The sequence below is a fragment of the Nocardia sp. CNY236 genome (assembly GCF_000482385.1).
Lineage (GTDB): Bacteria > Actinomycetota > Actinomycetes > Mycobacteriales > Mycobacteriaceae > Nocardia.
In genome coordinates, this window is record NZ_AXVD01000030.1 from 1 (window position 1) to 23,228 (window position 23,228).

The 23,228-nt window shown below is 63.4% G+C and carries 22 protein-coding genes, 1 tRNA gene and 1 pseudogene; 12 read left to right on the plus strand and 12 right to left on the minus strand.

What is annotated here, in order from left to right:
- Positions 1 to 12 precede the first annotated feature (12 nt).
- Both K940_RS0116110 and K940_RS0116125 read right to left on the minus strand, forming a co-directional pair.
- Positions 13 to 642, minus strand: a complete 630-nt coding sequence (locus K940_RS0116110; RefSeq protein ID WP_028478393.1) for a Tellurium resistance — start codon at positions 640 to 642, stop codon at positions 13 to 15.
- 913 nt (positions 643 to 1,555) lie between these two features.
- Positions 1,556 to 1,629 (minus strand) — tRNA-Pro (locus tag K940_RS0116125).
- 239 nt (positions 1,630 to 1,868) lie between these two features.
- Here K940_RS0116125 and K940_RS0116130 point away from each other — a divergent pair.
- Both K940_RS0116130 and K940_RS30885 read left to right on the plus strand, forming a co-directional pair.
- The gene (locus K940_RS0116130) at positions 1,869 to 2,282 is read left to right on the plus strand and encodes a hypothetical protein (protein WP_028478395.1); all 414 of its coding nucleotides are present in this window, start codon (positions 1,869 to 1,871) and stop codon (positions 2,280 to 2,282) included.
- Between the two features lie 147 nt (positions 2,283 to 2,429).
- Positions 2,430 to 2,780: a hypothetical protein gene (locus K940_RS30885; RefSeq protein ID WP_051407255.1), complete on the plus strand. Its 351-nt coding sequence runs from the start codon at positions 2,430 to 2,432 to the stop codon at positions 2,778 to 2,780.
- A gap of 55 nt (positions 2,781 to 2,835) precedes the next feature.
- On the opposite strand, the gene K940_RS28615 is transcribed toward K940_RS30885, so the two are convergent.
- The 3 genes from K940_RS28615 to K940_RS28620 all read right to left on the minus strand — a co-directional run bounded on the left by K940_RS28615 (position 2,836) and on the right by K940_RS28620 (position 6,768).
- The gene (locus K940_RS28615) at positions 2,836 to 4,476 is read right to left on the minus strand and encodes an MDR family MFS transporter (RefSeq protein ID WP_081706410.1); all 1,641 of its coding nucleotides are present in this window, start codon (positions 4,474 to 4,476) and stop codon (positions 2,836 to 2,838) included.
- An 18-nt stretch (positions 4,477 to 4,494) separates the two neighbouring features.
- The gene (locus K940_RS0116140) at positions 4,495 to 4,965 is read right to left on the minus strand and encodes a MarR family winged helix-turn-helix transcriptional regulator (RefSeq protein WP_028478396.1); all 471 of its coding nucleotides are present in this window, start codon (positions 4,963 to 4,965) and stop codon (positions 4,495 to 4,497) included.
- A gap of 495 nt (positions 4,966 to 5,460) precedes the next feature.
- Entirely contained in the window at positions 5,461 to 6,768 is a 1,308-nt protein-coding gene (locus K940_RS28620; RefSeq protein WP_081706413.1) for an MFS transporter, read from the minus strand.
- 219 nt (positions 6,769 to 6,987) lie between these two features.
- On the opposite strand from K940_RS28620, the gene K940_RS32385 reads away from it, so the two are divergent.
- Positions 6,988 to 7,146 (plus strand): hypothetical protein, encoded by a 159-nt coding sequence (locus K940_RS32385; RefSeq protein ID WP_155980914.1) that lies wholly within the window; start codon positions 6,988 to 6,990, stop codon positions 7,144 to 7,146.
- 505 nt (positions 7,147 to 7,651) lie between these two features.
- On the opposite strand, the gene K940_RS0116160 is transcribed toward K940_RS32385, so the two are convergent.
- Complete coding sequence (locus K940_RS0116160; protein ID WP_369797516.1) at positions 7,652 to 8,245, minus strand: SRPBCC family protein; 594 nt, start codon at positions 8,243 to 8,245, stop codon at positions 7,652 to 7,654.
- A gap of 997 nt (positions 8,246 to 9,242) precedes the next feature.
- Between K940_RS0116160 and K940_RS0116180 the strand changes: the two genes are divergently transcribed.
- The 7 genes from K940_RS0116180 (at position 9,243) to K940_RS0116210 (ending at position 16,302) form a co-directional block, all read left to right on the plus strand.
- Complete coding sequence (locus K940_RS0116180; RefSeq protein ID WP_028478399.1) at positions 9,243 to 10,625, plus strand: ATP-binding protein; 1,383 nt, start codon at positions 9,243 to 9,245, stop codon at positions 10,623 to 10,625.
- Positions 10,625 to 11,050 carry a roadblock/LC7 domain-containing protein gene (locus K940_RS0116185; RefSeq protein WP_028478400.1) on the plus strand — a complete coding sequence of 142 codons (426 nt, stop codon included), beginning with the start codon at positions 10,625 to 10,627 and terminating at the stop codon, positions 11,048 to 11,050. Before K940_RS0116180 ends, K940_RS0116185 begins: the two co-directional genes overlap by 1 nt.
- 73 nt (positions 11,051 to 11,123) lie before the next feature.
- Complete coding sequence (locus tag K940_RS0116190) at positions 11,124 to 11,474, plus strand: DUF742 domain-containing protein (RefSeq protein WP_028478401.1); 351 nt, start codon at positions 11,124 to 11,126, stop codon at positions 11,472 to 11,474.
- Complete coding sequence (locus tag K940_RS0116195) at positions 11,449 to 12,054, plus strand: ATP/GTP-binding protein (protein ID WP_028478402.1); 606 nt, start codon at positions 11,449 to 11,451, stop codon at positions 12,052 to 12,054. Before K940_RS0116190 ends, K940_RS0116195 begins: the two co-directional genes overlap by 26 nt.
- Positions 12,051 to 13,313, plus strand: a complete 1,263-nt coding sequence (locus K940_RS0116200) for a cytochrome P450 (protein ID WP_028478403.1) — start codon at positions 12,051 to 12,053, stop codon at positions 13,311 to 13,313. Before K940_RS0116195 ends, K940_RS0116200 begins: the two co-directional genes overlap by 4 nt.
- Positions 13,314 to 13,793: 480 nt before the next feature.
- A complete protein-coding gene (locus K940_RS0116205; protein WP_028478404.1) occupies positions 13,794 to 15,062 on the plus strand; it encodes a cytochrome P450 in 1,269 nt (422 codons plus the stop codon).
- A 10-nt stretch (positions 15,063 to 15,072) separates the two neighbouring features.
- Positions 15,073 to 16,302: a cytochrome P450 gene (locus K940_RS0116210; protein ID WP_028478405.1), complete on the plus strand. Its 1,230-nt coding sequence runs from the start codon at positions 15,073 to 15,075 to the stop codon at positions 16,300 to 16,302.
- 92 nt (positions 16,303 to 16,394) lie between these two features.
- On the opposite strand, the gene K940_RS0116215 is transcribed toward K940_RS0116210, so the two are convergent.
- Both K940_RS0116215 and K940_RS0116220 read right to left on the minus strand, forming a co-directional pair.
- A complete protein-coding gene (locus tag K940_RS0116215) occupies positions 16,395 to 16,793 on the minus strand; it encodes an NUDIX domain-containing protein (RefSeq protein WP_028478406.1) in 399 nt (132 codons plus the stop codon).
- Positions 16,794 to 16,866: 73 nt separating this feature from the next.
- Positions 16,867 to 17,283, minus strand: a complete 417-nt coding sequence (locus K940_RS0116220) for a hypothetical protein (RefSeq protein ID WP_155980915.1) — start codon at positions 17,281 to 17,283, stop codon at positions 16,867 to 16,869.
- A gap of 167 nt (positions 17,284 to 17,450) precedes the next feature.
- On the opposite strand from K940_RS0116220, the gene K940_RS0116225 reads away from it, so the two are divergent.
- A complete protein-coding gene (locus K940_RS0116225) occupies positions 17,451 to 17,885 on the plus strand; it encodes a TIGR03668 family PPOX class F420-dependent oxidoreductase (protein WP_028478408.1) in 435 nt (144 codons plus the stop codon).
- Here the strand turns inward: K940_RS0116225 and K940_RS0116230 are convergent.
- On the minus strand, positions 17,870 to 19,267 hold the full coding sequence (locus K940_RS0116230) for an amidase (protein WP_036528850.1): 1,398 nt from the start codon (positions 19,265 to 19,267) through the stop codon (positions 17,870 to 17,872). The genes K940_RS0116225 and K940_RS0116230 overlap by 16 nt on opposite strands.
- A 171-nt stretch (positions 19,268 to 19,438) precedes the next feature.
- Between K940_RS0116230 and K940_RS28625 the strand changes: the two genes are divergently transcribed.
- The gene (locus K940_RS28625) at positions 19,439 to 21,016 is read left to right on the plus strand and encodes an NAD(P)/FAD-dependent oxidoreductase (protein WP_036528853.1); all 1,578 of its coding nucleotides are present in this window, start codon (positions 19,439 to 19,441) and stop codon (positions 21,014 to 21,016) included.
- On the opposite strand, the gene K940_RS0116240 is transcribed toward K940_RS28625, so the two are convergent.
- From K940_RS0116240 to K940_RS0116245, 3 genes and pseudogenes are all read right to left on the minus strand, one after another.
- Positions 21,013 to 21,990 (minus strand): zinc-binding dehydrogenase, encoded by a 978-nt coding sequence (locus K940_RS0116240; RefSeq protein ID WP_028478410.1) that lies wholly within the window; start codon positions 21,988 to 21,990, stop codon positions 21,013 to 21,015. The genes K940_RS28625 and K940_RS0116240 overlap by 4 nt on opposite strands.
- 16 nt (positions 21,991 to 22,006) lie before the next feature.
- Positions 22,007 to 22,180 (minus strand): annotated as a pseudogene (locus K940_RS33645) (organic hydroperoxide resistance protein); the annotation flags it as partial.
- Positions 22,181 to 22,250: 70 nt separating this feature from the next.
- Positions 22,251 to 23,228, minus strand: a complete 978-nt coding sequence (locus tag K940_RS0116245; protein WP_028478411.1) for a zinc-binding dehydrogenase — start codon at positions 23,226 to 23,228, stop codon at positions 22,251 to 22,253.

Consider the following 23,228-nt stretch of genomic DNA (forward strand, 5'->3'; position numbering starts at 1 on the left):
GCGGGTGGTCGGCTACTTACTGCCCGCCGTCCATTCCATGCCGAATCCGTAGGCCTGATCGATCTCCTGCTGGCCACCGCGAATGTAGCGGACCTCGCGGGTGACTGTCAGTTCCCGGCCATTGCACTCCAGCATCGCGATCGCGCAGGAGATGGCCTGGTCGTCCGCTGAGCCGAGTTCGATTTCGATCTGTGGACCGGAGGTGGGGAAGAGAGTCACAACACCGTTGGCCTGCGACCAGTTCGGGACACCTTGATAGATGAAGGCGAAGATCAGGATGCGCCGGAACTTGGTGATGTCGGCGAGGTTGATGTGCAGGTTCTCTCCCGCGGTGTTGTTGCCGCTGCGGTCGTCCCCGTCGAGGTGGATGAACGGCGGCTCGTTGAGCGCACCGAACGAGTTCCCGAGTGCCTGTACTACCCCCTTGGTGCCGTCGGCCAGCTCGTACATCGCACCCAAATCCAGATCGATGCTCGGTGTCACGGTGGCCTTGAGCTTGGCGAGGAACCCTTTGTTCGGCATTGCAGCGCGCGCGGTCCAGTTGAGGTTGACCCGCATCGTGCCTTGTCTGTCACCGGACTTGGCCAGAGAAACCGAGGGTGTGGACTTGTCGAGGGTGACTTTGTCGAGGTTGATCGCCATGATTGGTTCTCCTTGTGATAGGGATTGCGCTCGCTCATGGGAACGGGCGCAACAGCTCGGGTTGGTCAGGCGTTCGAAGACGCTCGCTCGTCACGCGGCGGCCGCTCCAGTGCCAGCGGCCCGACCAGCAACATCATCTATCACGAATCCGGTTCGAGTACCAGCCACCACGGTACAAGGGGATCTCCGATGATGCCGCCGCTGTTGTACTGAAGACCACGATCGCCGTGGGGATAGCGAATCTTGATTGCCTGCTTCAGTGTTCGCATCTACTTGTGTAACCCAAATGCCCTCGATGTCGCCGACGGATGTGGTTCGTGTTGTGCGTCATTCGTCTCGGTCATGGTTCGTCGGTACAGGTCTGCCAAGTGTCGCTCGGGCAGCGTGGCGCTCAGGGCGATTCGTCACTGTGTGGCAGGCGCGGGAGGTCGATCGGCTGTGTGATCGGGTCGCGGTCTTGGAGGCACAGAGGGCAGCGAGCACGGGGCGGGAGCTGGGACACCGCAATGATCGGCGTCGACGCACGTGTGCTGGACCAGGCGGTGCGGGACGAGGTGCTCGACCGCCGGGTGGAAGTCCGAGGCTGGCAGAAGCAGCACGAGCGCTACGAAGACGAGTTGGACAATCCTCGGGCTCTTGCGCTGCCGGACTGGGCGACGCTGACCAAGCTCGCGACGACACGACCTCCGGCACACCGGGCTCACCTGGTTCGCCGATGCCGGCGTGCCATTGCATTGGCTACGCGGGTCGCCGGTCACCGAGATCCCCGCATCACAGTGCGCTACCTGCATCCTGACATCAAGTCCCTGCAGGGCGATGGCAGCCTGCTGTCGCTACACCTTCGGTCCGCAACTACGGATAGTCAGATAAGAACGAGTCCCCTCCGACACAGGTCGGAGGGGACTTCTGTCTGTCGGGCTGACAGGATTTGAACCTGCGACCACTTGACCCCCAGTCAAGTGCGCTACCAAACTGCGCCACAGCCCGTCGCGTCCGTGGTTCGGGCGCTCGAAGAGACTACCGCATATTGCCGCAGGGGAGCCAATCGCCTTGTCAGAGCACCCAGGATGGCCGTGTATGTTCTGCTTCCCGGGGTCGACACGACACCGATAGACGCTGCGGCCGGGAATGGCCACCGTGATCGCCGCGTCGACCATTGGCAGCGTGTTTTCCCGCATCATGGTGTCGACCCGGGTCGCTGTGGTGCCAGCGAGGAAACTGAGATCGTGACCGAGGTCGGTAGTGCGTTGATCGTGGTGGATGCTGCAAATGTCATCGGGTCGCGGCCGGACGGGTGGTGGCGTGATCGCCCCGGCGCGGCCCGACGTTTGCTCACGGCGATTGTCGGTCTCCGAGATCGCAACAGTCGGTTCGATGAAGTGGTGGTGGTGCTGGAGGGCGCGGCCAAGGCCGCGGTTACGGGCATGCCTGATCTACATGTGAACGCGGTCCGTGTGGTGCTCGCGGATGGCTCCGGTGACGACGCGATCGTCCGTGTGGTGAGTGCAGCACAGGGGAGCAGCCGCTACCATTCGACGACGGTCGTGACCGCCGATCGTGGGCTTCGCCGCCGGGTCGAAGAACTCGGAGCGACCACGGTTGGTCCCCGCTGGCTGTTGGGTCGCATCGAATCGGTGTAGTCGAACGCCAGCAGTCCCCGCGGCCCGCGGCCGAGAGGGTGTCACCGCACCGCGGAATCGTGAGCTGCACATGCTGTGTGGAAGTGCTCGGTACGTATCCGGCGTTTCACCCTTCTGTCCAGTCCGTTTTGCGGCAGTCTGAGTGGTATGACCGTCTCCGACACCGATGGCACCGCACTGCTGTATTCGATCGAGATCTCCGAGCCAGGCTACTTCGGGAAGTCGTGGTGGCGGATCGCGAGTGCCGGCGAGCCTCGCCAGGTTGCCGCCGCGCTGACCGAACTGGCCGTTCGTACCGAACGGGATATCCAACGAGGCAGAAAGGGTGGTCGTTGTTGGTATCGCTATGACGTGCGGTGGTCCGACGGTGCTGTGTTGGAGTCGTTTCAGGGCGCGATTCGGTCGGTGCTGATTCCCGGCGAACTGCGGTGTCTGGCTGTCGCGCTGTCCTCGGCGGTGGACCTCGATCTCCGGTCGGCTCAACAGCCGCCGCAGTGAGCGTTGTTCTGAGAACGAATGTGCCCCAGTCGACGGTTGGGCACCACGATGGCGCTCAGTCGAACAGGGCAGATGCCTGCTCGTTCTCGACGTCGTCGCGTCGCCGGGGTTTCGCATCGGTCCTACTGGAATCGGGATGCAATGGGTCGAGGTCTGGGTCGGTGTCGATCGTGCTGCGTAGCGGGCGGTTCGGTAGCAGTGCGGTAGCGACGACGGCGATGACGGCCGCGGCTGCAGCAATGAGGAAGATCCTTCCCGTTGCGTCACCATAGGAAGCACGCAGAACCGCGACGATGGGCGCTGGCAAAGATTCGAGATCCAGGTTGCTGTCGGCGGAGGATTCGATCGGGATGCCGATGTCGGAGAGCCCTTGCGCCGCGAGCTCGTGCACGCGGGTAGCCAGCACAGAGCCCAGTACGGAGACTCCGATCGCGCCACCGAAGGTGCGGAAGAAAGCGACGCTGCTCGATGCCGCGCCGATATTGTGCACACTGACCGTGTTCTGCACTGCCAGAGCCAGATTCTGCATCATCATGCCGATTCCCAGCCCGATGATCAGGATGTATCCGCCGACGAGCCACAAGCTCGTCGCATGGCCGATCGTCGAGAGCAGACCGAACCCCAGCACCATCAGCACGGCTCCGCCGACGACGAATCCCTTCCACTTGCCGCGTCGCGTGATCAGCTGCCCGGAGCCCACCGATGCAAGGAACATGCCGGTGACCAGAGGAATGACCAAAACTCCCGCCATGGTTGGTGAGTAGCCGCGCGCGGTCTGAAAGTACTGGCTCAGGAAAGTTGTCGCACCGAAGATGCCGATGCCGACCGTGATCGAGGCGATGATGGCCAGACCGGTGGTGCGTTCGGTGACGATCGCCAGCGGAATGATCGGAGACTTGGCTCGGGCTTCGACCCACACGGTCGCGATCAGCAACAGCACGCCGGTCGTGACATAGACCGTGGACTCGATCGACCACCACGCGTAGTAGTCGACCTTCCCGGCGAACGACACCCACACCAGCAGCACCGATACACCGCCGGTCAGTAGTGTCGCGCCGAGCCAGTCGATCGACACGTCTTTACGGACGGTCTGCAGCCGCAGGGTGCGTTGCAGCAGCACCATCGCGATCACAGCGAGCGGCACGCACACGAAGAAGCACCAACGCCAACCGAGCGGGCTGTCGACGATGACCCCGCCGAGGATAGGGCCGCCGGACATCGCGACTGCCATCACCGCGCCCATATATCCGGAGTACCGTCCCCGTTCTCTGGGCGCGATGATGGAACCGATGATTGCGACGGTGAGTGCGGTCAGTCCGCCCATACCGACACCTTGGACGACCCGCGCGAGCAAGAGTACGGTCACGTTCTCGGCGAATCCTGCGACGATCGAGCCGACGACGAAGATGATGATCGCCGACTGGACCAACAGTTTTTTGTCGAACAGGTCGGCGAATTTCCCCCAGATCGGGGTGGATGCTGCGTTGGTCAGCAGAGCCGCTGTGATGACCCAGGTGTATGCGGTTTGCGATCCCTGCAGATCACCGATGATCGTGGGTAGCGCGGTGGCGACAATTGTTGTGCTGAGCAGCGCCGTGAACAGTGCCGCCAGCAATCCGGTCATTGTTTCCAAGACTTCCCGGTGGGTCATCGCGGAAGGGTCGTGCGGCACTGTCGCGTCTACAGAACTGGACATCTACTTCTTCGACTCCTGTCACACCGGCTGTTGTGTGCTCGGCGACGCACTGTGCGTATATCCGGCCAATGCGGCCCTGAGCTTGTGGATCGCCTCGCGCGCGCGTTCGGCTTCGTCGTCGCTCCAGTCGGAGAGGACGGCTTGCAGATCTCTCGCCCGCGATATCCGAATTCGCCGCAACAAATCGCGTCCTTCGTCGGTCACCTGAATGAGAGTGGCTCGGCCATCCATCGGATCGGCGTGTCGGCTGACGTAGCCGGCGCCGACGAGGTCGGTGACGTGCCTGCTGAGTGCGGATGGACTGATCCACAGGTCCCCGGCCAGGTCCACTTGCCGGCATGGCCCTTTGGTCTTCAGGACCGCCAGCACCCCGACTCCTCCTGGAAGGAGGTTCCCCTCCTCCGATGGTTTGAGGGCGACGCGGATCGCCCTGCTCATCAGATAGAGCTCGTCGATGAGGCTCTGTGCCGTATCGGGTGAGACCGTCATGCTCGCTCCTCGCGCACGATTAGTTGCTTGTGTTACGCAACTATATGGTAGCTGGTTACCAACCCGAAAAATCGTGGGGTGAATCGCAGAAAAATCGGAGAGATCGGCGTATTTCTGGATTCTCGTGGTATTTGTGGAATAAGCCAGTCCGACACTGCGGTCGTCTGGTAGAAGGCGAGGCATCCGCGTTGCTCGACTCCGAGCGCGGGCATCCCGCAGGTATGTGCATCAGCGCAGAGGAACATCATCGTGATCGAGAAACCCGAAGCGCGCGCCCCAGGCAACGAAGATCGAGACCGGGTCGTCTGGCCCGACCCCAGCCCCTTGAGTGGCTGGTGGGCAGAGGTCATGGCCCCGCGCAGGATAGTCCGACCGTCCACCCCGACTACCGACCCAAGCCGCAATTGAGCAGTCCGGCGGGGGTTGTTACGCCCAATCTGGGCCATGTCGATCTGTCAAGTGACAGGTGTGGTCCAGAGTTCTTGTGCAGACAAGCTAGAGTGGGCGCCGCTCGCGCGCGCTCACCGGACGTGCCCGAATGGCCGAGCGCAGCAGCCTACTCCCTCGTGATTCGACTCGAGGCCGGTGCTGCCCCTGATGATCCTCCGTCGAGCTCACCCCGTCGACCTCGGGCGCACCAGGCATACGCCTGAGCCGGTGGAGAGCGAGTGCCGCGACGACGCCGATTGCGCTCAGGCCAGCCCATACCGCCCAATCTGCCCCAGCGTCGCGGGCGGCGTCGACCACAGCACCGGTTGTCAGATTGCCGGCGAGGATCCCGATGCCGACCACGGTGTGATAGAAGCCGTAGTGCGTCGCGACGAGTCTGCCTCGGGAGAGTGTGACGACGGTATCCATTTCGAACGGAAACACCGCTGCGGTGCCCAGCGCCAGCAGCGCGGCCGCGGTCAACAGTGCACCGATCGCGACGGGAGCGCCGAACCGGGCAGAATCGGGGATCACCATCAAGGGGAGGAACGATACCGCGAGAACCGCGACGCCGATGATGAGGCCCCTTCCGGTGCCGAAGTGCGCCTGCAGCCATCCGGTGACGCGCAACTGTCCAGCGATCGCGACCAACCCGGACACCACGAAGACTGCCGATACCACGAGTTGTGACTGCGCTCCGGCGATGAACTCCGCTTGTAGCGGCAAAACCAGATAGATCTGAAGCGACAGCAGGTATGACCCGGTCATTGCCAGTGCGAACCAAACGAACCGACGGTTGCTCACGACAGTGCGCCAATCGGCGAGCACCGAAGTCTGCTCGGCTGGTTCCTCGGGCCGCCGTGCGGGTAGCGCGAACAGTTGCGCGATCGTCAGGGTCGCGAATACGGCGGTTGCCACGCCGGCGGTCACGTTGAAATCGAGCGACATCAGCGCGAGGCCGACCAAGGGACCGGAGAGAATCCCCGCCTGGTAGAACATGTTGAATATGGCGAACGCCTCGATCCGCCGTTCCCCCGCATCCAATGCCAAATAGGCCCGCACGGCGGGGTTGAACAATGCTCCAGCGAAACCAGACGCGGCCGAGGCCACCAGCAGAGCCGGCAGTGAGGTCGCGAACATCAACAAGGCGAAGCCGCCAGTGCGTACCAGCAGGCCGGCGACGATCAACGGCTTGTATCCCAACCGGTCGGCCAGCGTACCGCCGAACAGGAACAAGCCTTGTTGGGAGAAATTCCGCACGCCGAGGACCAGGCCTACCGCCCATGCCGCCAGACCCAACGATCCGGCCATGTACCCGGCCAGATACGGCATCAGCATATTGAAGCCGAGGTTGATGCCGAACTGATTGATCATCAACAAGCGTGCGGCGACGTCGAAACTGCCGAATTTCCGTAGTGCGTTCACGATGGGGGCTCCGGTCCCGAATCGTGCGCGGTCTCACTGATCGGTTCGGGGCGCTTTCGGGTGACAGTTGTCGTGGCGCCCGAGACCGCTGCTGGGTCGGGGAAGAAATCGAGCACAACCTTGGCCATGGCTGTCGCTTTCTGTATCGAAACCGTCGGAGGACGGCTGATGACGGAAACCACGGACACCAGCCAACGGGGACACCGCGTCGGCCTGGCGCTGGCCGGTCAGCGTCGGGCGATACAGAACAGGGTCACGGTTGCGCGTCCGCCGGAGATGGGCGCCTGGACCCTCGGCGGGCCTCGAAGAGTTGCGCAGTTGGGGTGAGCGACAGGTGTGGCGGCGTAGGTGACCATCGAGCCGTGCGCCGACGCGAGTAGCAGCGACGCGACCTTCCCGCCGCCGGGGTGCACCGACCGCATGATGCAAGGCGTGACACAATGAGCGCCGAGATGAGTCGAAGAATTCAGCATCCAGTGAGAGGAAATCTCGACTGCTGGGCGCTCGAGCTGAGCTGCTGCGCCAACCAACGTGCTCGGGTCGGTACGAGCAATAGTCCCTGCGCCGTCGAACATCGGCACGACCCACAACACCGCAGCAACCAATGCCGCTACGGGGCCGACACGCCGTGATCGACTACTGAGTCTCACAGTGAGGCCGACTATAGCAATCAATTCTGAACGTGATCTGAGTCGCCGGTCGGGAATAGGATGACACCAGCAGCGCCGTGTGTTCGGCAGAAGGGAGCGGTAATCGCATACCGTTGTCGATCGATTGTTCAGCCGTATACGGTTGAACATCGATTCGGAATTGCGGATGCAAACAATCTGCTTCAGGCGTATAAGGTGACGAAGCGGTCGAGGGACCGCTGGATATCGCCTTTGACGGCGCGAGCGACGCCCATGCCGATCGGTCCGAACAACGGTGCTCCACCGAGTTCGAGTTCAACCGTGACCGCCGAACCAGAGCGCATCGGAGCTACACCTAGTTGTAACCCCATTTTGGTTCCGCCTTTGCCGGCGCCGACCAGCTGGAGGCGACGTGGCGGTTCGACAACATGCACCGTCCAGGTGATCAGGTCGCGCAAACCCCTTACCGAGGCGATACCGACCATTTGCGCGCCGACGGTCAATTCGGCTGGTACAGGGCCACACCACGTTTCGTGAATCGTCAGCCATTTTCCAAGGTCACGAAAGTTCGCGGCATGCGACCAAGCCGTTTCCGGGGGGATCGGAACATCGACCGTGACCTTCAGCTTTGCCATGGATACAATGATATCCAATGCAGATCCTTCTTTTCGAGGCTGCGGCCGAGTCGGGTGTGCATCTGGGCGGCACCAGCTGATTGCAGTGTCGTCGAGTCGAAGACAGTCTTGGTTTCCATCCATTGTCGAGTTTTCGGCCGGTACGGCGCCGACGAAGTGCATCACCACGGTGGCTCAGGGAATTTGCCGCGCCGGAATTGTGGCGGTGACATCGGCTGGTCACCCGCATGGCTCATAAGCCTCTGTCCACGCCCTGGCTGTAACCAGGGTGTGGACATCGACAACCAGGGTGTGGACATCGACCACGTCGGCGCGCTTCCCGACTTCGGTCGAGGTTTCGGTATTCGGGTAATCGCGCCGAGCACGGTGATGTTCGCTGGCGGGGCGGTCTTCACGCACCCAACGATCGGTCGGTACGGTCGGTGGTTGTAGCGAGCGCGCACAGTGTCCGGGGCCACCGCGGTGCAGGTGGCCGAATGAGCCCGTGGGGCAGGCAGCACATCGTGGCGCATGCGCGTCGGCGTACACCGAGGCCGAGCTCGGGATGTTGTTCGATGCGCTGGCAGCTTGGCTCGGGACCGATGTCGAGGGTGATGAAGCTTTCGTGATCTGGTCGTCGAGTCCGATTTTCGTTGGCATGGTGAGGCATTGACGACTGGTAGATCACCAACAGCCCGACCCCGAACGCGGTGCCAACCTCGACGACGACACCGCGGTCCAGGTCTGGGACTGGATACCTATCCCGGGTCGTCTGGGCCTGCTCGACCAAAAGTAGTGTCCGCGAATACCGGCCCCCGCAATACCCACGAGACGCGGGCACGTGAGGCCATCGCCGGCACCGCGACACGTCGTTTGTCCACGTGAACCGAAAGTGTCTCGGCGAACTGCAGAGACTTCGCCCGAATGCTGCTAGTGTGCGAAAGGTCGGGTTCTGGTCGCCGTTCGGGCATGCTCCGCATGGTTGGTGATGCACGCGTAATCACCTGTCCTGTAGGCACTGTGGAAGGCGCTGGGCTGGAGTGTCGGTGTCGATCCGGGCGCCAGAGCTGCGACGCGGACTCCGCCGACCGGTCCGTCTATGGTCGGCAGGCGAGGAAGGCGAGCGAAGCAGGATGGCGAAGGGCCGATTCCTCGAGACCAGTCGACGACGAAAGAACTGATGAATCAAGATATCGCCGTGGTGCTTTCATGGATCCTTGCCGCCGCTTTGGCGATCGCTATAGCGGCGGCGCTCTACGCAATGCAATACGCCAGGGCTCAACGGGTCAAAGTCGATGCTCTGGCCCGGGAACAGCGTGCGATGGAGGACACGCTCGAACGGTTTGTCGCCACCGCGCTACCCGCAGTGGCCGACTCGATACGGCAGGGTGAATCCCAGCCTCCTCCGGTCGAAGTCCAGGCTGGCATGGAGAATTCCCGGCTGGCGCAGGCGCTGCGCTGGATCGGTGAACGGTACGCCAACGATCTGCGCCTGATGCGCTCCGAAGCCGAAGAATTGGCCAACGGTGAAGCGCAGCAGGCGATCAAGGCTGCCGACGAGTCCGCGCGTACCGAAGTCGCTGGCGCGGCACGGCAGGCAACCAGCGCGGCGGTGCGTTCGTTCGGGACCTCGGTGGTCAGTCTGGGCGCCGATGTCAGCCAGGTCGTGAGTGCCGCCTTGCGCGAACACCGCGACGACCAGGTGTACGAGACCCTCACCCGGATCGATCACACCGTGCAACAGATGATCCGTCAGGCTCAGTCCTACGTGATCGTCTGTGGTGGACTGCCCGGCCGTCGCTGGCCTGCGCAGTCGTTGACCGACGTGGTCGGCGGCGCCATCGGCCGGGTGCGCGAGTATCTGCGAGTGCGACCCAACCAGCTCGATCGCGTTGTGATCAGCCGTGCGGTGGAACCGCTGGTGCATACACTGGCAACCCTGCTGGACAACGCATTACGGTACTCTCCACCGACGTCCTATGTGGACATCAGCTTCCAGGAGGGCCACCACGGTGTCACCGTCATCGTCGATGACGCGGGCGTACGGATGAACGCCGAACAGATGGAAGAAGCTCGCCAGGTACTCGCGCACGAGCGGCCGGTCGACATCCATCAACTCGGGCCGTCGCCGAAGGTCGGCTTCCCTGGTATTGCCGCGTTGGCCCGCCGCTACGGCTTCACCGTCTACATCGACGGGCCGAACGTTTACGGCGGCATGCGCGCAATGGTCTACATCCCGGAGTCGCTGCTGGTCAGCCCCCAGAACGTTCAGGAGGTCGCGCCGGTGATCGAGGCACGTCCGGAACCGGTGGCCGTTGCCGTACCGGATGCGGCGCTCACGCTGGATGCACAGCGGCGTGAGGACGACAAGCCGTTCTCGGTGCACGAAGTCACCAGTGGTGGCCTACCCAAGCGCCGCCGCCGGACCGTTGCACTGGCCCCGGTCGGACCACGTACCGAACAACCCGGTCGCGCTCGCCCCGAGATTGCCGCAGCCTGGCACACCGGCTCCAGGAGCGGCCGCAACGCCACATCCGACGATACGGAAGGGATGACATCCTGATGGCCACACCCGTGACCGACAGCAGCAACAAACTGGGCTGGCTACTCGAAGATCTCGACATCTCCGGTGTGCGGTTCGCGGTGTTGCTGTCCGACGACGGCCTGCGGATAGCGCACTCCACCAGAATCACCCGCGACGAAGCGGAACGTTTCGCCGCCGCTGCCTCCGGTCTGCGGTCGCTCGGCAAGGCGCTCGGTGAGTTCTGCGGTGACGCGCACAACGGTGTGCGGCAGAACATTACCGAGTACGACCAGGGAATGATCCTGATCACCGCCGCGGGTGAAGGTGCACTATTGGGTGTCGCAACGACTGCCGATATCGATATCGGTCTCATCGCGCATCGGATGAACGAACTGGCCAGCCGGGTAGGGCATGAACTGAGCAGTCAGCCACGCAACCGGGCAGACGGCGGCGGAATGTCATGATCGAGCGCAGCGAGCGAGTCGATGGCGCTGTCGCCCTGGGCACAACAGCGCCGAGTTCGGATTCGGTGCCGTCGTGAGCAAACATCGTCGTGATCCGGACCTGGTCCGCGCGTATGTACGCACCGGGGGACGTACTCGTCCTACTCGCGAGCTGGACTTGGTCACCTTGGTCTTGACCGCCAAGGACCCACTTCCCGGCGCTTCGCCCGACGCGCGCCGGGTCATGGCTCTGTGTAGCCGCCAAGGTGCGCTCTCGATAGCCGAGATCGCGGCGTACCTCGACCTACCGCCGTCCGTGGTGAAGATCATCGCGTCGGATCTCATGGACGGCGGGCATCTCGTCACTCCCACCCCGGCCGAAGCGTTGCCGGAGATCGCCCTGCTGGAGGAGGTACTCAATGGGCTCCGTGCTCTCGCCGTCTGACCGTTCGGTCGACTACGTGCCGGAGACAGTGACCCGTTCGGTGAAACTGTTGGTGGCCGGAAACTTCGGCGTCGGTAAGACCACATTCGTGAGCAGTATTTCGGAGATCAAGCCGCTGCGCACCGAAGAGACCATCACCCAGGCCAGCGTCGGCGTCGATGACATGGCAGGCCTACCAGGAAAGTCGCAGACCACTGTCGCGATGGACTTCGGTCGTATCACGCTCAGTTCTACGCTAGCGCTGTATCTGTTCGGGACTCCCGGCCAGCAGCGTTTCGTCCCGTTGTGGGAGGAGTTGGCCCGGGGGGCGCTCGGAGCCCTGGTGCTGGTCGACACCCGCCGGATCGACAAGTCCGATGAGGTCCTTTCGGTGCTCGAAGAGCGGGGAGTTCCGTATTCGGTGGCGGTCAACCAGTTCGAAGGAGCACGGCACTTCCCGCTGGAGGAGGTCCGTGATGCGCTGGACCTGGAACCAGGAACACCGCTGACCACACTGGACGCGCGAGACCGCGGCACATGTTTGCATTCGCTGATCACGCTCGTCGAATTCCTGTTCCACCGTCTGGAGTCTCGTTCTTGACCGCACAGCAGGCGCCCGCCGCCTCCAGGTCGACGGGCGGTTGTCCGGTCGGGCACACATCGCAGCTCGGTTCCGACGAGGACCGTGTTCGGGTGTATTCACCGGAATTCGCAGCGGATCCACATGGCGCCTACGGAGAAATGCGTAGGCGCCACGGCTCCTTGGTGCCGATCGAACTGTCGCAGGGGGTTTCGGCCACACTGGTGATCGGGTACCAGGAAGCTGTCCGGATCCTGAACGATCCGGAGCACTTTCCGGCCGACCCCCGCATCTGGCAGAAGAGTCTTACCTCGGATTCGCCCATTCGCCCGATGATGGAGTGGCATCCGAACGCGCAGCGCAATAGCGGAGCGGCCCATGCGCGCTATCGAGGGGCCTACAGCACGAGCATCGAGGGTATCGATCTACACGAGCTCCATTCCATGGTGGAGCGGTTCGCCGTTCCGCTGATCAACACCTTCTGTCGAGCTGGTACTGCGAACCTGGTCACGCAGTACGCGTTTCCGCTCGTGTGCGCAGTGTTCAACGAGATCGTCGGCTGTCCGTCGGCGCTCGGGCACCGCGTCACGGCCGGCATGGCCATGCTCGTCGAGGCCGTCGACCCGGTCGGCGGGATGCGAATGCTGTCGTCTGCGTTGACGGAGCTGATCCGGCTGCGGCGCGCAGCACCCGGTGACGATGTCGCGTCGCGACTGGCCCATCATTGGTCCAACCTGACCGACGACGAGATGCTTTCTCAGCTCGTCGGTCTCTACGGTGCGGCGATCGAACCACAGCAGAACCTGATGACGAGCGCTGTGCTGTTGATGCTCACCGACGGTCGTTCCACCGATGACGTTCTCGACGGCGGCCTGTCGTCGCGTGATGCACTCGATGAGGTGCTGTTCAGCGACCCACCGGTGGCGAATATGTGTATTACATATCCGCGGCAACCGATCGTGGTCGCTGATACCTGGTTGCCGGCGCATCAACCAGTGCTCATCAGTCTCGCGGCCTGCAACAACGATCCGGCGGTCCGCAGCGGTGACCGTACCGGCAATCGCGCCCATCTCGCGTGGGCCGTCGGCCCGCATGCCTGCCCGGCGAAAACTGTGGCGTCTGTGGTCGTTCGAGAGGCAATCGATCAACTTTTCGATGCCCTGCCCGACATGCGGCTGGCCGTGCCCAGGAGCCACCTGTTCTGGCGCCCGGGTCCCTTTCATCGGGCATTGGCGGCCCTGCCGGTCGTATTTCCGAAGTCTCCCCCGTTGATGATGTGAGGGGAGTGTCCACGAGAGCTGTTCATGCGATCGAAATTCTGTTCTGAAATGTGCATATTCCCTGGTCGTCCGGTTGGTGAGGCAGGGGAACTCGCGGTACGGGCTGGACATGCCTCGGTCGAGCCGCATTCTGCGTCCAAACGGGATATGCTCTGTACCAAGGGGATATGGCACCGAGACGGAACCCGGGCCCACACCAACCAACTCGACGCACGTGATCGAGGCACGTGCTTTCTCAGTCTGACCGCGCGGCTTGGCCGCGGAGCCGGTCGACTGGGCGCAATGGCCACCGGTATGTCGATACAGCAGGAAGGGAGGTAGCCACCTCGGAGGTCGGCCACTACCTGCCCCTCGAGACAGGTGCCGATCCGACATGGAGCCCGATCCGACCGCACCGACTCGACGCATGTGCTCGATGGGCGTACCGACGCACATCGGCCACGCTCATCGACCGTTCGTCCCTTCTGGAGTCTCTTTCTTGTGACCACGCCACAGTTTTCGCCACTCTCCTCGGCATCCGCGAGTGGTTGCCCTGTCCAGCACGGCTCGCCGATCGACACCGACCGGCCCCGCTATGCCTTGTATTCGGAGGAGTACGCTGCGGATCCGCACCGGGCCTTCCGCGAGATGCGCCGCACCTACGGGCCGCTCGTCCCAGTGGAATTGGCGCCGAATGTGCCCGCCACGTTGGTGATCGGCTATCATACGGCGCTGCGTATCCTCAACGACCCCGAGCACTTCCCTGCAGATCCGCGCACGTGGCAGAAAGGTATTCCCGGCGAGTGCCCGGTGCTACCCATGCTGGAGTGGCGGCCGAACGCATTGCGCAGCTCAGGTCTGGAGCACCTGCGCTATCGGCAGGCAAATGTGGCGAGTATCGGCGAGATCGATTTGCACGCGCTGCACAGCACCGTGGAACAGATAGCCCTCCCGCTGATCAATGCATTCTGTGAGGACGGTGCGGCTGAACTGATCAGCCAATACGCCTTTCCGCTCAGTTTCGCTGCGGTGAACGCCATACTCGGGTGCCCCGCGGATATCGGCCAGCAGGTATCGACCGGCATGGCCGCCATCTTCGAGGGTGTCAACGCGGACAAGGGCAACGCGATGCTCAGCGACGCACTGTTCAGCCTGGTGCAGCTGAAGCGAAAAGAGCCCGGGGACGACATCACTTCTCGCTTGTTGAGTCATCCGTCGCAATTGGATGATATGGAGATGATCCACCAGCTGGTCACGCTGTACGCCGCTGGGATCGAGCCACAACAGAATTTGATCGTCAACACACTGCGGCTCATGCTGACCGACGACCGTTTCGCGGGAAGTTTTTTGGGCGGAAGCCTCTCCACACGTGACGCCCTCGACGAGGTGTTGTTCAACGACCCGCCGATGTCGAACTATTGCGTCAGCTATCCCAAGCAGCCGATCTTGATCGATGGGGTGTGGTTGCCCGCACACCAACCGGTATTGATCAGCATGACCGGCTGCAACAACGATCCCGCGATCGGTTTCGGTGAAAGCATCGACAATCGCGCGCATCTGGCGTGGAGCGTTGGGCCGCATGCGTGCCCGGCCCGGTCGGTCGCCTATCTGGTCGTCCAGGACGCCATCGATCAGCTGCTCGACGCGCTGCCGGAGCTGAGGTTGGCCGTCTCGCCCGAGCAGCTGTCCTACCGGCCGGGTCCGTTCCACCGAGCCTTGGTATCGCTTCCCGTCGTTTTTCCGAAATCCCCACCGTTGAATGTGTATTAAGGAGAGGCCGATGAACGCTCAGCCCCTAGTGCTCGACCCGATGGGCGCCGATATCCAGGGTGAGTCCGCTCGTATTCGTGACCGTGGTCCAGCCACCCTTGTCGAGCTGCCCGGTGGAGTGCAGGCATGGTCGATCACCGACGCGGCCATCCTCAAGCGGCTGCTTGCGGACTCGAGGGTGTCGAAGGACGCCAGGCAGCACTGGCCCGCATTCATCAACGGGGAGATACCACCGGATTGGCCGCTGTATCTGTGGGTGGCCGTGACCAATATGTTCACCGCCTATGGCACAGATCACCGACGGTTGCGCAAACTGATCGCACCCGCGTTCACGCTGCGCCGCTCCCAGGCAATGCGTCCGATGATCGAGCAGATCACCGCGGGCCTGCTCGACGGACTGGCAGCGAAAGCGTCCGACGGTCCGGTGGACCTGCGGGAGGACTTCGCCTACCCACTGCCGATTCAGGTGATCAGCGCACTGATGGGGGTTCCGGAGTCGTTGAACAGTGGTCTGCGCGCCTGCGTCGACGGCATTTTCGACACCTCGCTCAGTCCGGAGCAGTCGCAGGCCAACTACATGGAGATGTACCGGATTCTCGGAGAACTCATCGCCCTCAAACGTGCAGAACCGGCCGATGACATGACCAGCCTGTTGATCGCCCAACGTGCCGAGGAAGACGGTGCGCAGTTGACCGAACAGGAACTGCTCGACACGATGCTACTGGTCATCAGCGCCGGTCACGAGACCACTGTGAATCTGCTCGACCAAGCGATCTTCCTGTGGCTGACTCGTTCCGACCAGCGCGGCGAGGTGCAGGCAGGACAGGCGACCTGGTCGGACCTGATCGAGGAATCACTGCGGTTCGAAGCTCCGGTGGCGCACCTTCCGCTGCGCTTCGCCGCCGACGACATCGAAATCGATGGCATCAAGATCGCCAAGGGGGACCCGATTCTCGCGTCGTACGCTGCAGCCAACCGCGATCCGAAGCTCCACGGCCCGACCGCCGACGAATTCGACGTGCTGCGGCCCAGTAAGGAGCACATGGCTTTCGGTTATGGGGTGCATCACTGCCTGGGTGCGCCGCTGGCTCGGTTGGAAGCCGAGGTTTCGTTGCCGGCCCTGTTCCAGCGCTTCCCCGCTATGCGTTTGGCCGCGGACCCCAGCGATCTGGGCGCGGTATCGAGCTTCATCTCCAATGGCCATGCTCGTCTCCCGGTCGACCTGGAGCCCAGAGACTGATTCGCTCCGATGCCGCCCCGAGCAGCGTGGCTGGGGGCGGCGCAGGTCCGGGACGTTGGTTCGATGCGCTGGTCCAGTGCGACCCCCTGTGCTCACCAGTCGATCACGCCGAGGTCGTGTAAAGTCCGGAACACCATCAGCGATCCGGGAGCGACGTGATCCATGGCGGCATATTCACCGCCGCTGAAGTATCGGAGTTCAGCGATTTCACTGGCTGGGTGCGGTTGTTCATCGAGTTCGGCGGTAAAGCAGGTCATATGCAGCCGGGTCCCGGGGGTGTGCCCATACGCCTCGGAATGAAATACTCCGAGTTCGTCGAGTGAAATGACGCCGACACCCAGTTCTTCCCGCACTTCACGACGCAGCGCGGCCTCAGGCGTTTCACCAGGGTCGATTTTCCCGCCGGCCATGTAGAACACGTCCTTGCCGATCGATCGTGCCTGGAGGAGCCGACGATCTTTGATGTGGGCCAATGCGGCGGTGCGAATCACCGCCCCACTGTACTGAGCTGATTCGATCGGACAGCAATGTGATCTTCAGGCTCGACGCGGGTGTCTGCGCCGGTTACAGCTGTGCGGTTTGTTCGCGAGGCGGCAGTCCATCGGCTTGACGGAGGACGTCGGCGACGGACTCCAGATAGAGCAATGTCCGCAGCGAGACCCCATCGACGGCTTGTCCGAGCCGACGCAGTGCGGAATTGTCCAGATGCGCAATCACTTCGGCGTCCGCCGTCTGGTCAGGGCCTGGGTCGAAGCCGAAATAGCCGGGGTCCAAGCCGAAAACCTGCGCAAGTCCGGCACGGGCAGGCTCCGGGAGCGTCGTGATCTCCCCCTGCCGGACTTGCGCCACATAGTGGGGCGAAAGCTCGTATCCGGCGGCGGTCAACCAGGACGCGACGGTGTCGTCGTCCAGCGGGCGGCCGTGCGCGCGTTCCCACATCTCGAACGCAAGATTCAGCCGGTTTGGGATATCGATGTCCACGACCGCCTTCCTTCTGGCAGTATCGCCTGTCGAGGGGTCATACATGCACTCGACCGTAGCGTGGCTGTGATCGATCGCTGTGATTTCATGGCAAATGTCCGGTTGCATAGGGGAAAGAGCGGGCTCGTTCCCTGATTTGCCCGCCTGGCGGCGTCGAGGAGGCCTGTATGCGGCTCAGCACCGGGGAGGCCTACCGGCGATTCACTGCCAGTCCGGTCGCGCGATTGGCCACGGTGTCGGCTGCTGCCCGCCCACATCTGGTTCCCGTCGTGTTCGCTGTCGTCACCGAGGTGATCTATACCGCAGTCGACAGCAAACCGAAGACGACCACGGCGCTACGCCGCCTGGCCAATATCGCAGCCAATCCAGCGGTTACGGTGCTTGCCGATCGGTATGACGACGACTGGAGCAACCTGTGGTGGGTTCGAGCCGATGGCGACGCGCGCATTGCCGGTGCCGCCGAGGCGGACTTGGCGAAACAACGCCTGGCCGCTCGATATCCGGCGTATCGGCATCAGCCGCCGCCGGGACCGGTTATCGCCATCGACGTCGAACGCTGGTCGGGCTGGTGTGCCGACGAACGGAGTCATCGACCTGGATGAGGGAATGGGCGGGCTTGCTCGATTTGCGCGGCAACCGACAGAATCGTTGTCTCACCGTTGGTCGGCCCGACAATTTGTACCGACAAAGGGAGTCCGTCCTCTCCGACACCTGCTGGCAGGGCGGCCGCCGGATGACCGGTGACGTTCCACAACGCGGTATATGCGGCCATCGGAATCGAGACCCGCATGGCGCCCAGGGTGTTGGTCCCGTCGAGCGCCCCCAACAGCGGTGGGCGTCCGGCCGTGGTGGGGGTGAGCAGCAGATCGCACTCGGCGAAGATCTGCTCGACCTTGGATCTCGACGCTTCTCCCCGTCGTATGGCCCATTCGATGACCGGACCCCGCGCCCAGGCGCCGACCGCGAGTGATTGCCTGGTTCGACGTTCGAGTAGTTCGGGGTGATCCACGGCGGGAAGCTCGGCACGGATTCCGCCATAGACCTGCGGAAGGAAAGCGTGCGCCGTGACTGGATAGTCGGGGTCGACTTCCATCACCGTATGCCCCAGCCCCCGCAGAAGTTTTGCGGTGTCGTGGACGGCTCGCGTGTGGATCGGATCGGGTTTCACCAGCGGCAGAGGAGCCTTCGTGCTGTAGCCGATCCGTAGCGGTCGGACCGGTCCACGGGCAGCTGCTTCGAACGACATCGTCGGTTCCGGTGCACGGAATCGGTCGGTGGGAGTGGCGCCGCGAATGACGTCGTAGATGAGCGCCGAGTCCAGCACGCTGCGAGTGAGTGGTCCGGCAACTCCCAGCGCCCACCACAGATGCCGATGCGGGGCGAGCGGTACGCGCCCACGTTGCGGTTTGAGCCCGAAGACTCCACAGCAGGCCGCCGGAATCCGGATCGAGCCACCGCCGTCGCCGCCGAGCGCCGCAGGAACCAACCCGGCCGCCACTGCGGCCGCCGAGCCGCCGCTGGAGCCGCCAGGGGAACGCGCGTGGTCCCATGGGTTGTGTGTCATCCCGAAGGTGGTGGACTCGGTGAACGGCCACTGCCCGAATTCCGGCATTGCCGTCTTCCCGATGATGATCGCCCCGGCGGCGCGCAGCCTGCGTACCATCTCGGCGTCCGCCGCCGCCGGCGTCGAGTTCGCTCGGGTGCCGAAGGTGGTTACCACGCCCGCGACGTCGTACTCGTCCTTCACAGCGATCGGAATGCCGTGCAAGGGGCCGAGGTCGCCGCCCGCGGCGCGCTCCCGGTCGCGTTCACTGGCTGCTGCCTTGGCTTCTGCTCGCAGTACGCGAACGAAGGCGCCCAGGTCGGCTGCCGCCTCGATGCGGTCCACGGTCGACTCCACGAGCTGCTGCGCCGTAATGGCTCCTCGAGCCAATAACTCACGCTGCTCGACCACCCCCAATGCGGCAACCTTCTCCAGATTCATTCGCTTTCGCTCCTTCCGACTCCGACCAGCCGTTGTCCTGAGCTGTGATCGTCCATAGCCGCACCTCGACGATAGGGAGCCCAGAGACCATCTGACAATGAACGAATGGATATGCGTGAGTGCCCGATACCAACCCGGCCGCTGTGACGAGAAATGTGCTATCGAGAACGGATGAAGCCAGTTCGTTCCTCTTACGATGTGGTGATCGTCGGTGGAGGCCACAACGGTTTGGTAGCCGCCGCGTACTTGGCGAGGGCCGGTCGGTCGGTTCTGCTGTTCGAGCGGCAACCGCGCATTGGGGGAGCTGCGGTGTCGGCGCGGGTATTCGCGGGTTTCGATGCGCGGTTGTCGCGCTACTCGTATCTGGTGAGTCTGTTGCCCCGATCGATCGTGAACGATCTGGGGTTGCGGTTCGTGACCGCCCGCCGATCGGTTTCGTCGTACACGCCTGTCGGTGAGCAGGGTCTGCTCGTCTCCTCGGCGCACGCGCGGACCGAGGCGAGCTTTGCCCGGTTCACCGGTTCGCAGCGCGAATTCCGCGCTTGGCAAGGGTTCTATGGCGCGATCGGGCGGATGGCGCGCCGGGTGTTTCCTAGCTTGACTCGGCCACTGCCGTCCAGAGACGAGCTGCGGACGATCGTCGCGGACCAAGCTCTGTGGGAGGGGGTCTTCGAGCGGCCGCTGGGCGAGACGATCGAATCGACGTTCATCGACGACACGGTCCGCGGCGTGGTCCTCACCGACGCATTGATCGGCACGTTCACTCGGGCACACGATCCGTCGCTACGGCAGAATCGCTGCTTTCTGTATCACGTGATCGGCGGGGGCACCGGGCAGTGGGAAGTACCGGTCGGTGGGATGGGAGCGCTCACCGATACCCTGGCCGTGGCGGCGAGGTCGGCGGGTGCGGAGATCATCACTGCCTGCGAGGTTACCAAGATCGACACCGACGACACTACGGCGGAAGTCGAATTCTGCGAGGGTAGGGTCGGTGCGCGCCACGTGCTGGTGAATGCCGCCCCGTTTGTGCTCGCCGAGTTGTTGGGCGATTCGACACCGCGGAAGCCGGCGGGTGCGCAGTTGAAGGTGAATATGTTGCTGCGCCGGTTGCCACGGCTGCACGATCTCCATGTCGGTCCACGCGAGGCCTTCAGCGGAACCTTCCACCTCGGTGAGTCCTACACCCAACTCGACCGTGCCTACCGTGAAGCTGCGATGGGCCGTATACCATCTGTGCCGCCCGCGGAGATCTACTGTCACACGCTCACCGACCCGACGATCGTGGCGTCCGACTCGGCCACTCGTGGTATGCACACACTGACGCTGTTCGGTCTGCATGCGCACGCAGACTTGTTCGCTGTGGATCCGGAGGGCGCGAAGACAGGCATGGTGAATGCTACTCTTGCGCACCTGGATTCGGTTCTGGCGGAGCCGATCACCGACTGCCTGGCGGTCGATGAGAATGGCGCGCCCTGCATGGAAGCGCTGACTCCGCCGGACCTCGAGCGCGAACTCGGCCTGCCCGGTGGGCACATCTTCCACCGAGAGCTGGCATTTCCGTACCTCCCGAATGAGGCAGACCCGACCGATCCTGCGACGCGGTGGGGGGTGTCGACCGATCATCGCAACATATTCCTGTGCGGGGCCGGGGCGATTCGGGGTGGAGGGGTCAGCGGTATTCCCGGGCACAACGCGGCGATGGCCGTGCTCGAGGACGGCCACCCGACGTGGGCTCGCACCTCGATTTAAGCCCGCAGCCCGACCTTGGCATTGCGTCCGCGGGTTTCGGTGGCGATGGCAGCCTCGGCCGCGGACTCCAACGGGTAGGCGGCTTCGATGTCGATCGGCACCACGCCTTGCGCAGCGAGTTTGATCAAGTCGCCGAACACGCGCATGAACTGCATATCTGGGACCAAGTCGATCCGGCTTCGCGCCCAGTATCCTTCGATCACGGCTCGTTTGAAGATGAGTGTGTCGGTATCGAGCTGCATCGATTCGCCTGCCAGGTCACCCAACGAGATCAGCCTGCCTTCTTTGGCCAGCAGCGTCAGTTCGTCGCCGGTGGCCTTACCGCCGAGCTGGTCGATGGCCCGCGTGATCGGCGCACCCTGGGTGACCGCCTCGATCTGATCGAGCCAGCCTTCGCTTTCGGTGTCGAGCGCTGGATCGAAGCCCAGTTCGTTCAGCGCTGTGACCGCGGCAGTTCCGCGCACCAGGCTCAGCACCCGCAGACCTCGTCGCCGAGCGAGGAAGTTGACCAGTCTGCCGAGCGCGCCGTTGGCAGCATTGATCGCCAGCCACTGTCCAGGTCGTAGAGCCACACTTTCGAGCAACACGTACGCGGTCGCCGGCATGACGTAGAGCTGGCACGCGACTTCGTCGGACACGGTATCGGGCAAGGGTACGGCCACCCGCGCAGGAGCCAGGAAGTACTCGGCCCAGATGTTCTGATCCTTGTACACCGTCACTCGGTCGCCGACCGCCAAGTGGCTGACACCTGGGCCGAGCGCGTCGACCCGCGCGACGGCTTCGGTGCCGGGGGTGGCGGGCAGCGGCGGCTTGTATCCGTAGAGGCCGCGCACGATCTCCAGATCATGGTGATGCACCGGGGAGAGTATCAATGCGAGTCGTACCTCACCTGGCCCCGGCTCCGGAATGGGGCGCTCCTCGATGGTCAGCACGTCCCCTGGTTCGCCGAACTTTTCGTAGACGACGGCACGCATATCCGCTCCTTGGTGATCAGTCTGCGGCGTCGAGAACCTCCACATCGATATTGCCGCGGGTCGCGTTGGAATACGGGCACACCTGGTGCGCCTTGTCGGCGAGTGCCGGCGCATCCTCACGGAACAGACGAGGAAGCGATACCTCTAGGATAACCGTCCAAGCACACCCACTGGCGTCGTTCGATGCGATGGCCGATTCGGGGTGGCGCAGGTTCGAGCGGTATTTCTGGGAAGACGGCGACTGCCGCGCACGAGGAGGGTCAGACGCGCAGTGCGATCTTGCCATTGCGTCCACGGGCCTCGGTGGCGACAGCGGCCTCGGCCGCGGACTCCAACGGGTAGGTGGCTTCGATACCGATCGGTACCTCGCCCCGGGTGGTGAGCTCGATGGAGTCGCTCAACAGGCGCACGAACTCAGCCGTCGAGAGCGATTCCAGCCGCCTGCGCGCCCAGTAACCTTTGAGCAGGGCTTCTTTGAAAATGAGTGTGCCCGTATTGAGCTGCATCGGCTCGCCCGCCAGGTTACCCATGGAGATCAACTCGCCTCCCTTGGTCAGCAGTGCCAATTCGTCGCCGATGGCCCTACCGCCGATCTGGTCGATGGCCCGGGTGATCGGCGCACCGTGAGTGAGCGCCTCGACCCGATCGAGCCAGCCTTCGCTTTCGGTGTCGAGCGCTGGGCTGAAGCCGAGTTCGTTCAGTGCGGCGACCGAGGCGGACGAGCGGACCAGATTCAAGACCCGCAGACCCCGTTGCCGAGCGAGGAAGTTGACCAGTCTGCCGACCGCTCCGTTGGCGGCGTTGATTGCCAGCCATTGTCCGCGGTGTAGGCCGAGGTCTTCGAGCAACACGTGCACGGTCGCCGGCAGGATACACACTTGAGCTGCGATTTCGTCGGGCACGGCATCCGGCAACGCAATGGCCGTCTGCGCTGGAGCAAGGAAGTACTCCGCCCAGACGAACTGATCCTTGTACACCGCCACACGGTCGCCGACCGCCAAGTGGCTGACACCTGGGCCGAGCGCGTCGACCCGCGCGAGGGCTTCGGTGCCTGGGATGGCGGGCAGCGCCGGTTTGTAGCCATAGAGACCGCGCACGATCGCCAGATCATGGTGATGCACCGGGGACAGCATCAATGCGAGCCGTACCTCACCTGGGCCCGGCTCCGGAATGGGTCGCTCTTCGATGGTGAGCACATTCTCTGGTTCGCCGAACTTTTCGTAGACTACGGCACGCAT

Coding starts and splice junctions, on each gene's coding strand:
- K940_RS0116225 (WP_028478408.1), top strand. CDS start 17,451: ATGCGGCTCAGCACCGGGGAGGCCTACCGGCGATTCACTGCCAGTCCG.
- K940_RS0116245 (WP_028478411.1), bottom strand. CDS start 23,228: ATGCGTGCCGTAGTCTACGAAAAGTTCGGCGAACCAGAGAATGTGCTC.
- K940_RS28625 (WP_036528853.1), top strand. CDS start 19,439: ATGAAGCCAGTTCGTTCCTCTTACGATGTGGTGATCGTCGGTGGAGGC.
- K940_RS0116185 (WP_028478400.1), top strand. CDS start 10,625: ATGGCCACACCCGTGACCGACAGCAGCAACAAACTGGGCTGGCTACTC.
- K940_RS28620 (WP_081706413.1), bottom strand. CDS start 6,768: ATGATCAATCAGTTCGGCATCAACCTCGGCTTCAATATGCTGATGCCG.
- K940_RS32385 (WP_155980914.1), top strand. CDS start 6,988: ATGACGGAAACCACGGACACCAGCCAACGGGGACACCGCGTCGGCCTG.
- K940_RS0116210 (WP_028478405.1), top strand. CDS start 15,073: ATGAACGCTCAGCCCCTAGTGCTCGACCCGATGGGCGCCGATATCCAG.
- K940_RS0116180 (WP_028478399.1), top strand. CDS start 9,243: ATGAATCAAGATATCGCCGTGGTGCTTTCATGGATCCTTGCCGCCGCT.
- K940_RS0116110 (WP_028478393.1), bottom strand. CDS start 642: ATGGCGATCAACCTCGACAAAGTCACCCTCGACAAGTCCACACCCTCG.
- K940_RS28615 (WP_081706410.1), bottom strand. CDS start 4,476: ATGTCCAGTTCTGTAGACGCGACAGTGCCGCACGACCCTTCCGCGATG.
- K940_RS0116230 (WP_036528850.1), bottom strand. CDS start 19,267: ATGAATCTGGAGAAGGTTGCCGCATTGGGGGTGGTCGAGCAGCGTGAG.
- K940_RS0116195 (WP_028478402.1), top strand. CDS start 11,449: ATGGGCTCCGTGCTCTCGCCGTCTGACCGTTCGGTCGACTACGTGCCG.
- K940_RS30885 (WP_051407255.1), top strand. CDS start 2,430: ATGACCGTCTCCGACACCGATGGCACCGCACTGCTGTATTCGATCGAG.
- K940_RS0116140 (WP_028478396.1), bottom strand. CDS start 4,965: ATGACGGTCTCACCCGATACGGCACAGAGCCTCATCGACGAGCTCTAT.
- K940_RS0116160 (WP_369797516.1), bottom strand. CDS start 8,245: ATGCACTTCGTCGGCGCCGTACCGGCCGAAAACTCGACAATGGATGGA.
- K940_RS0116240 (WP_028478410.1), bottom strand. CDS start 21,990: ATGCGTGCCGTCGTCTACGAAAAGTTCGGCGAACCAGGGGACGTGCTG.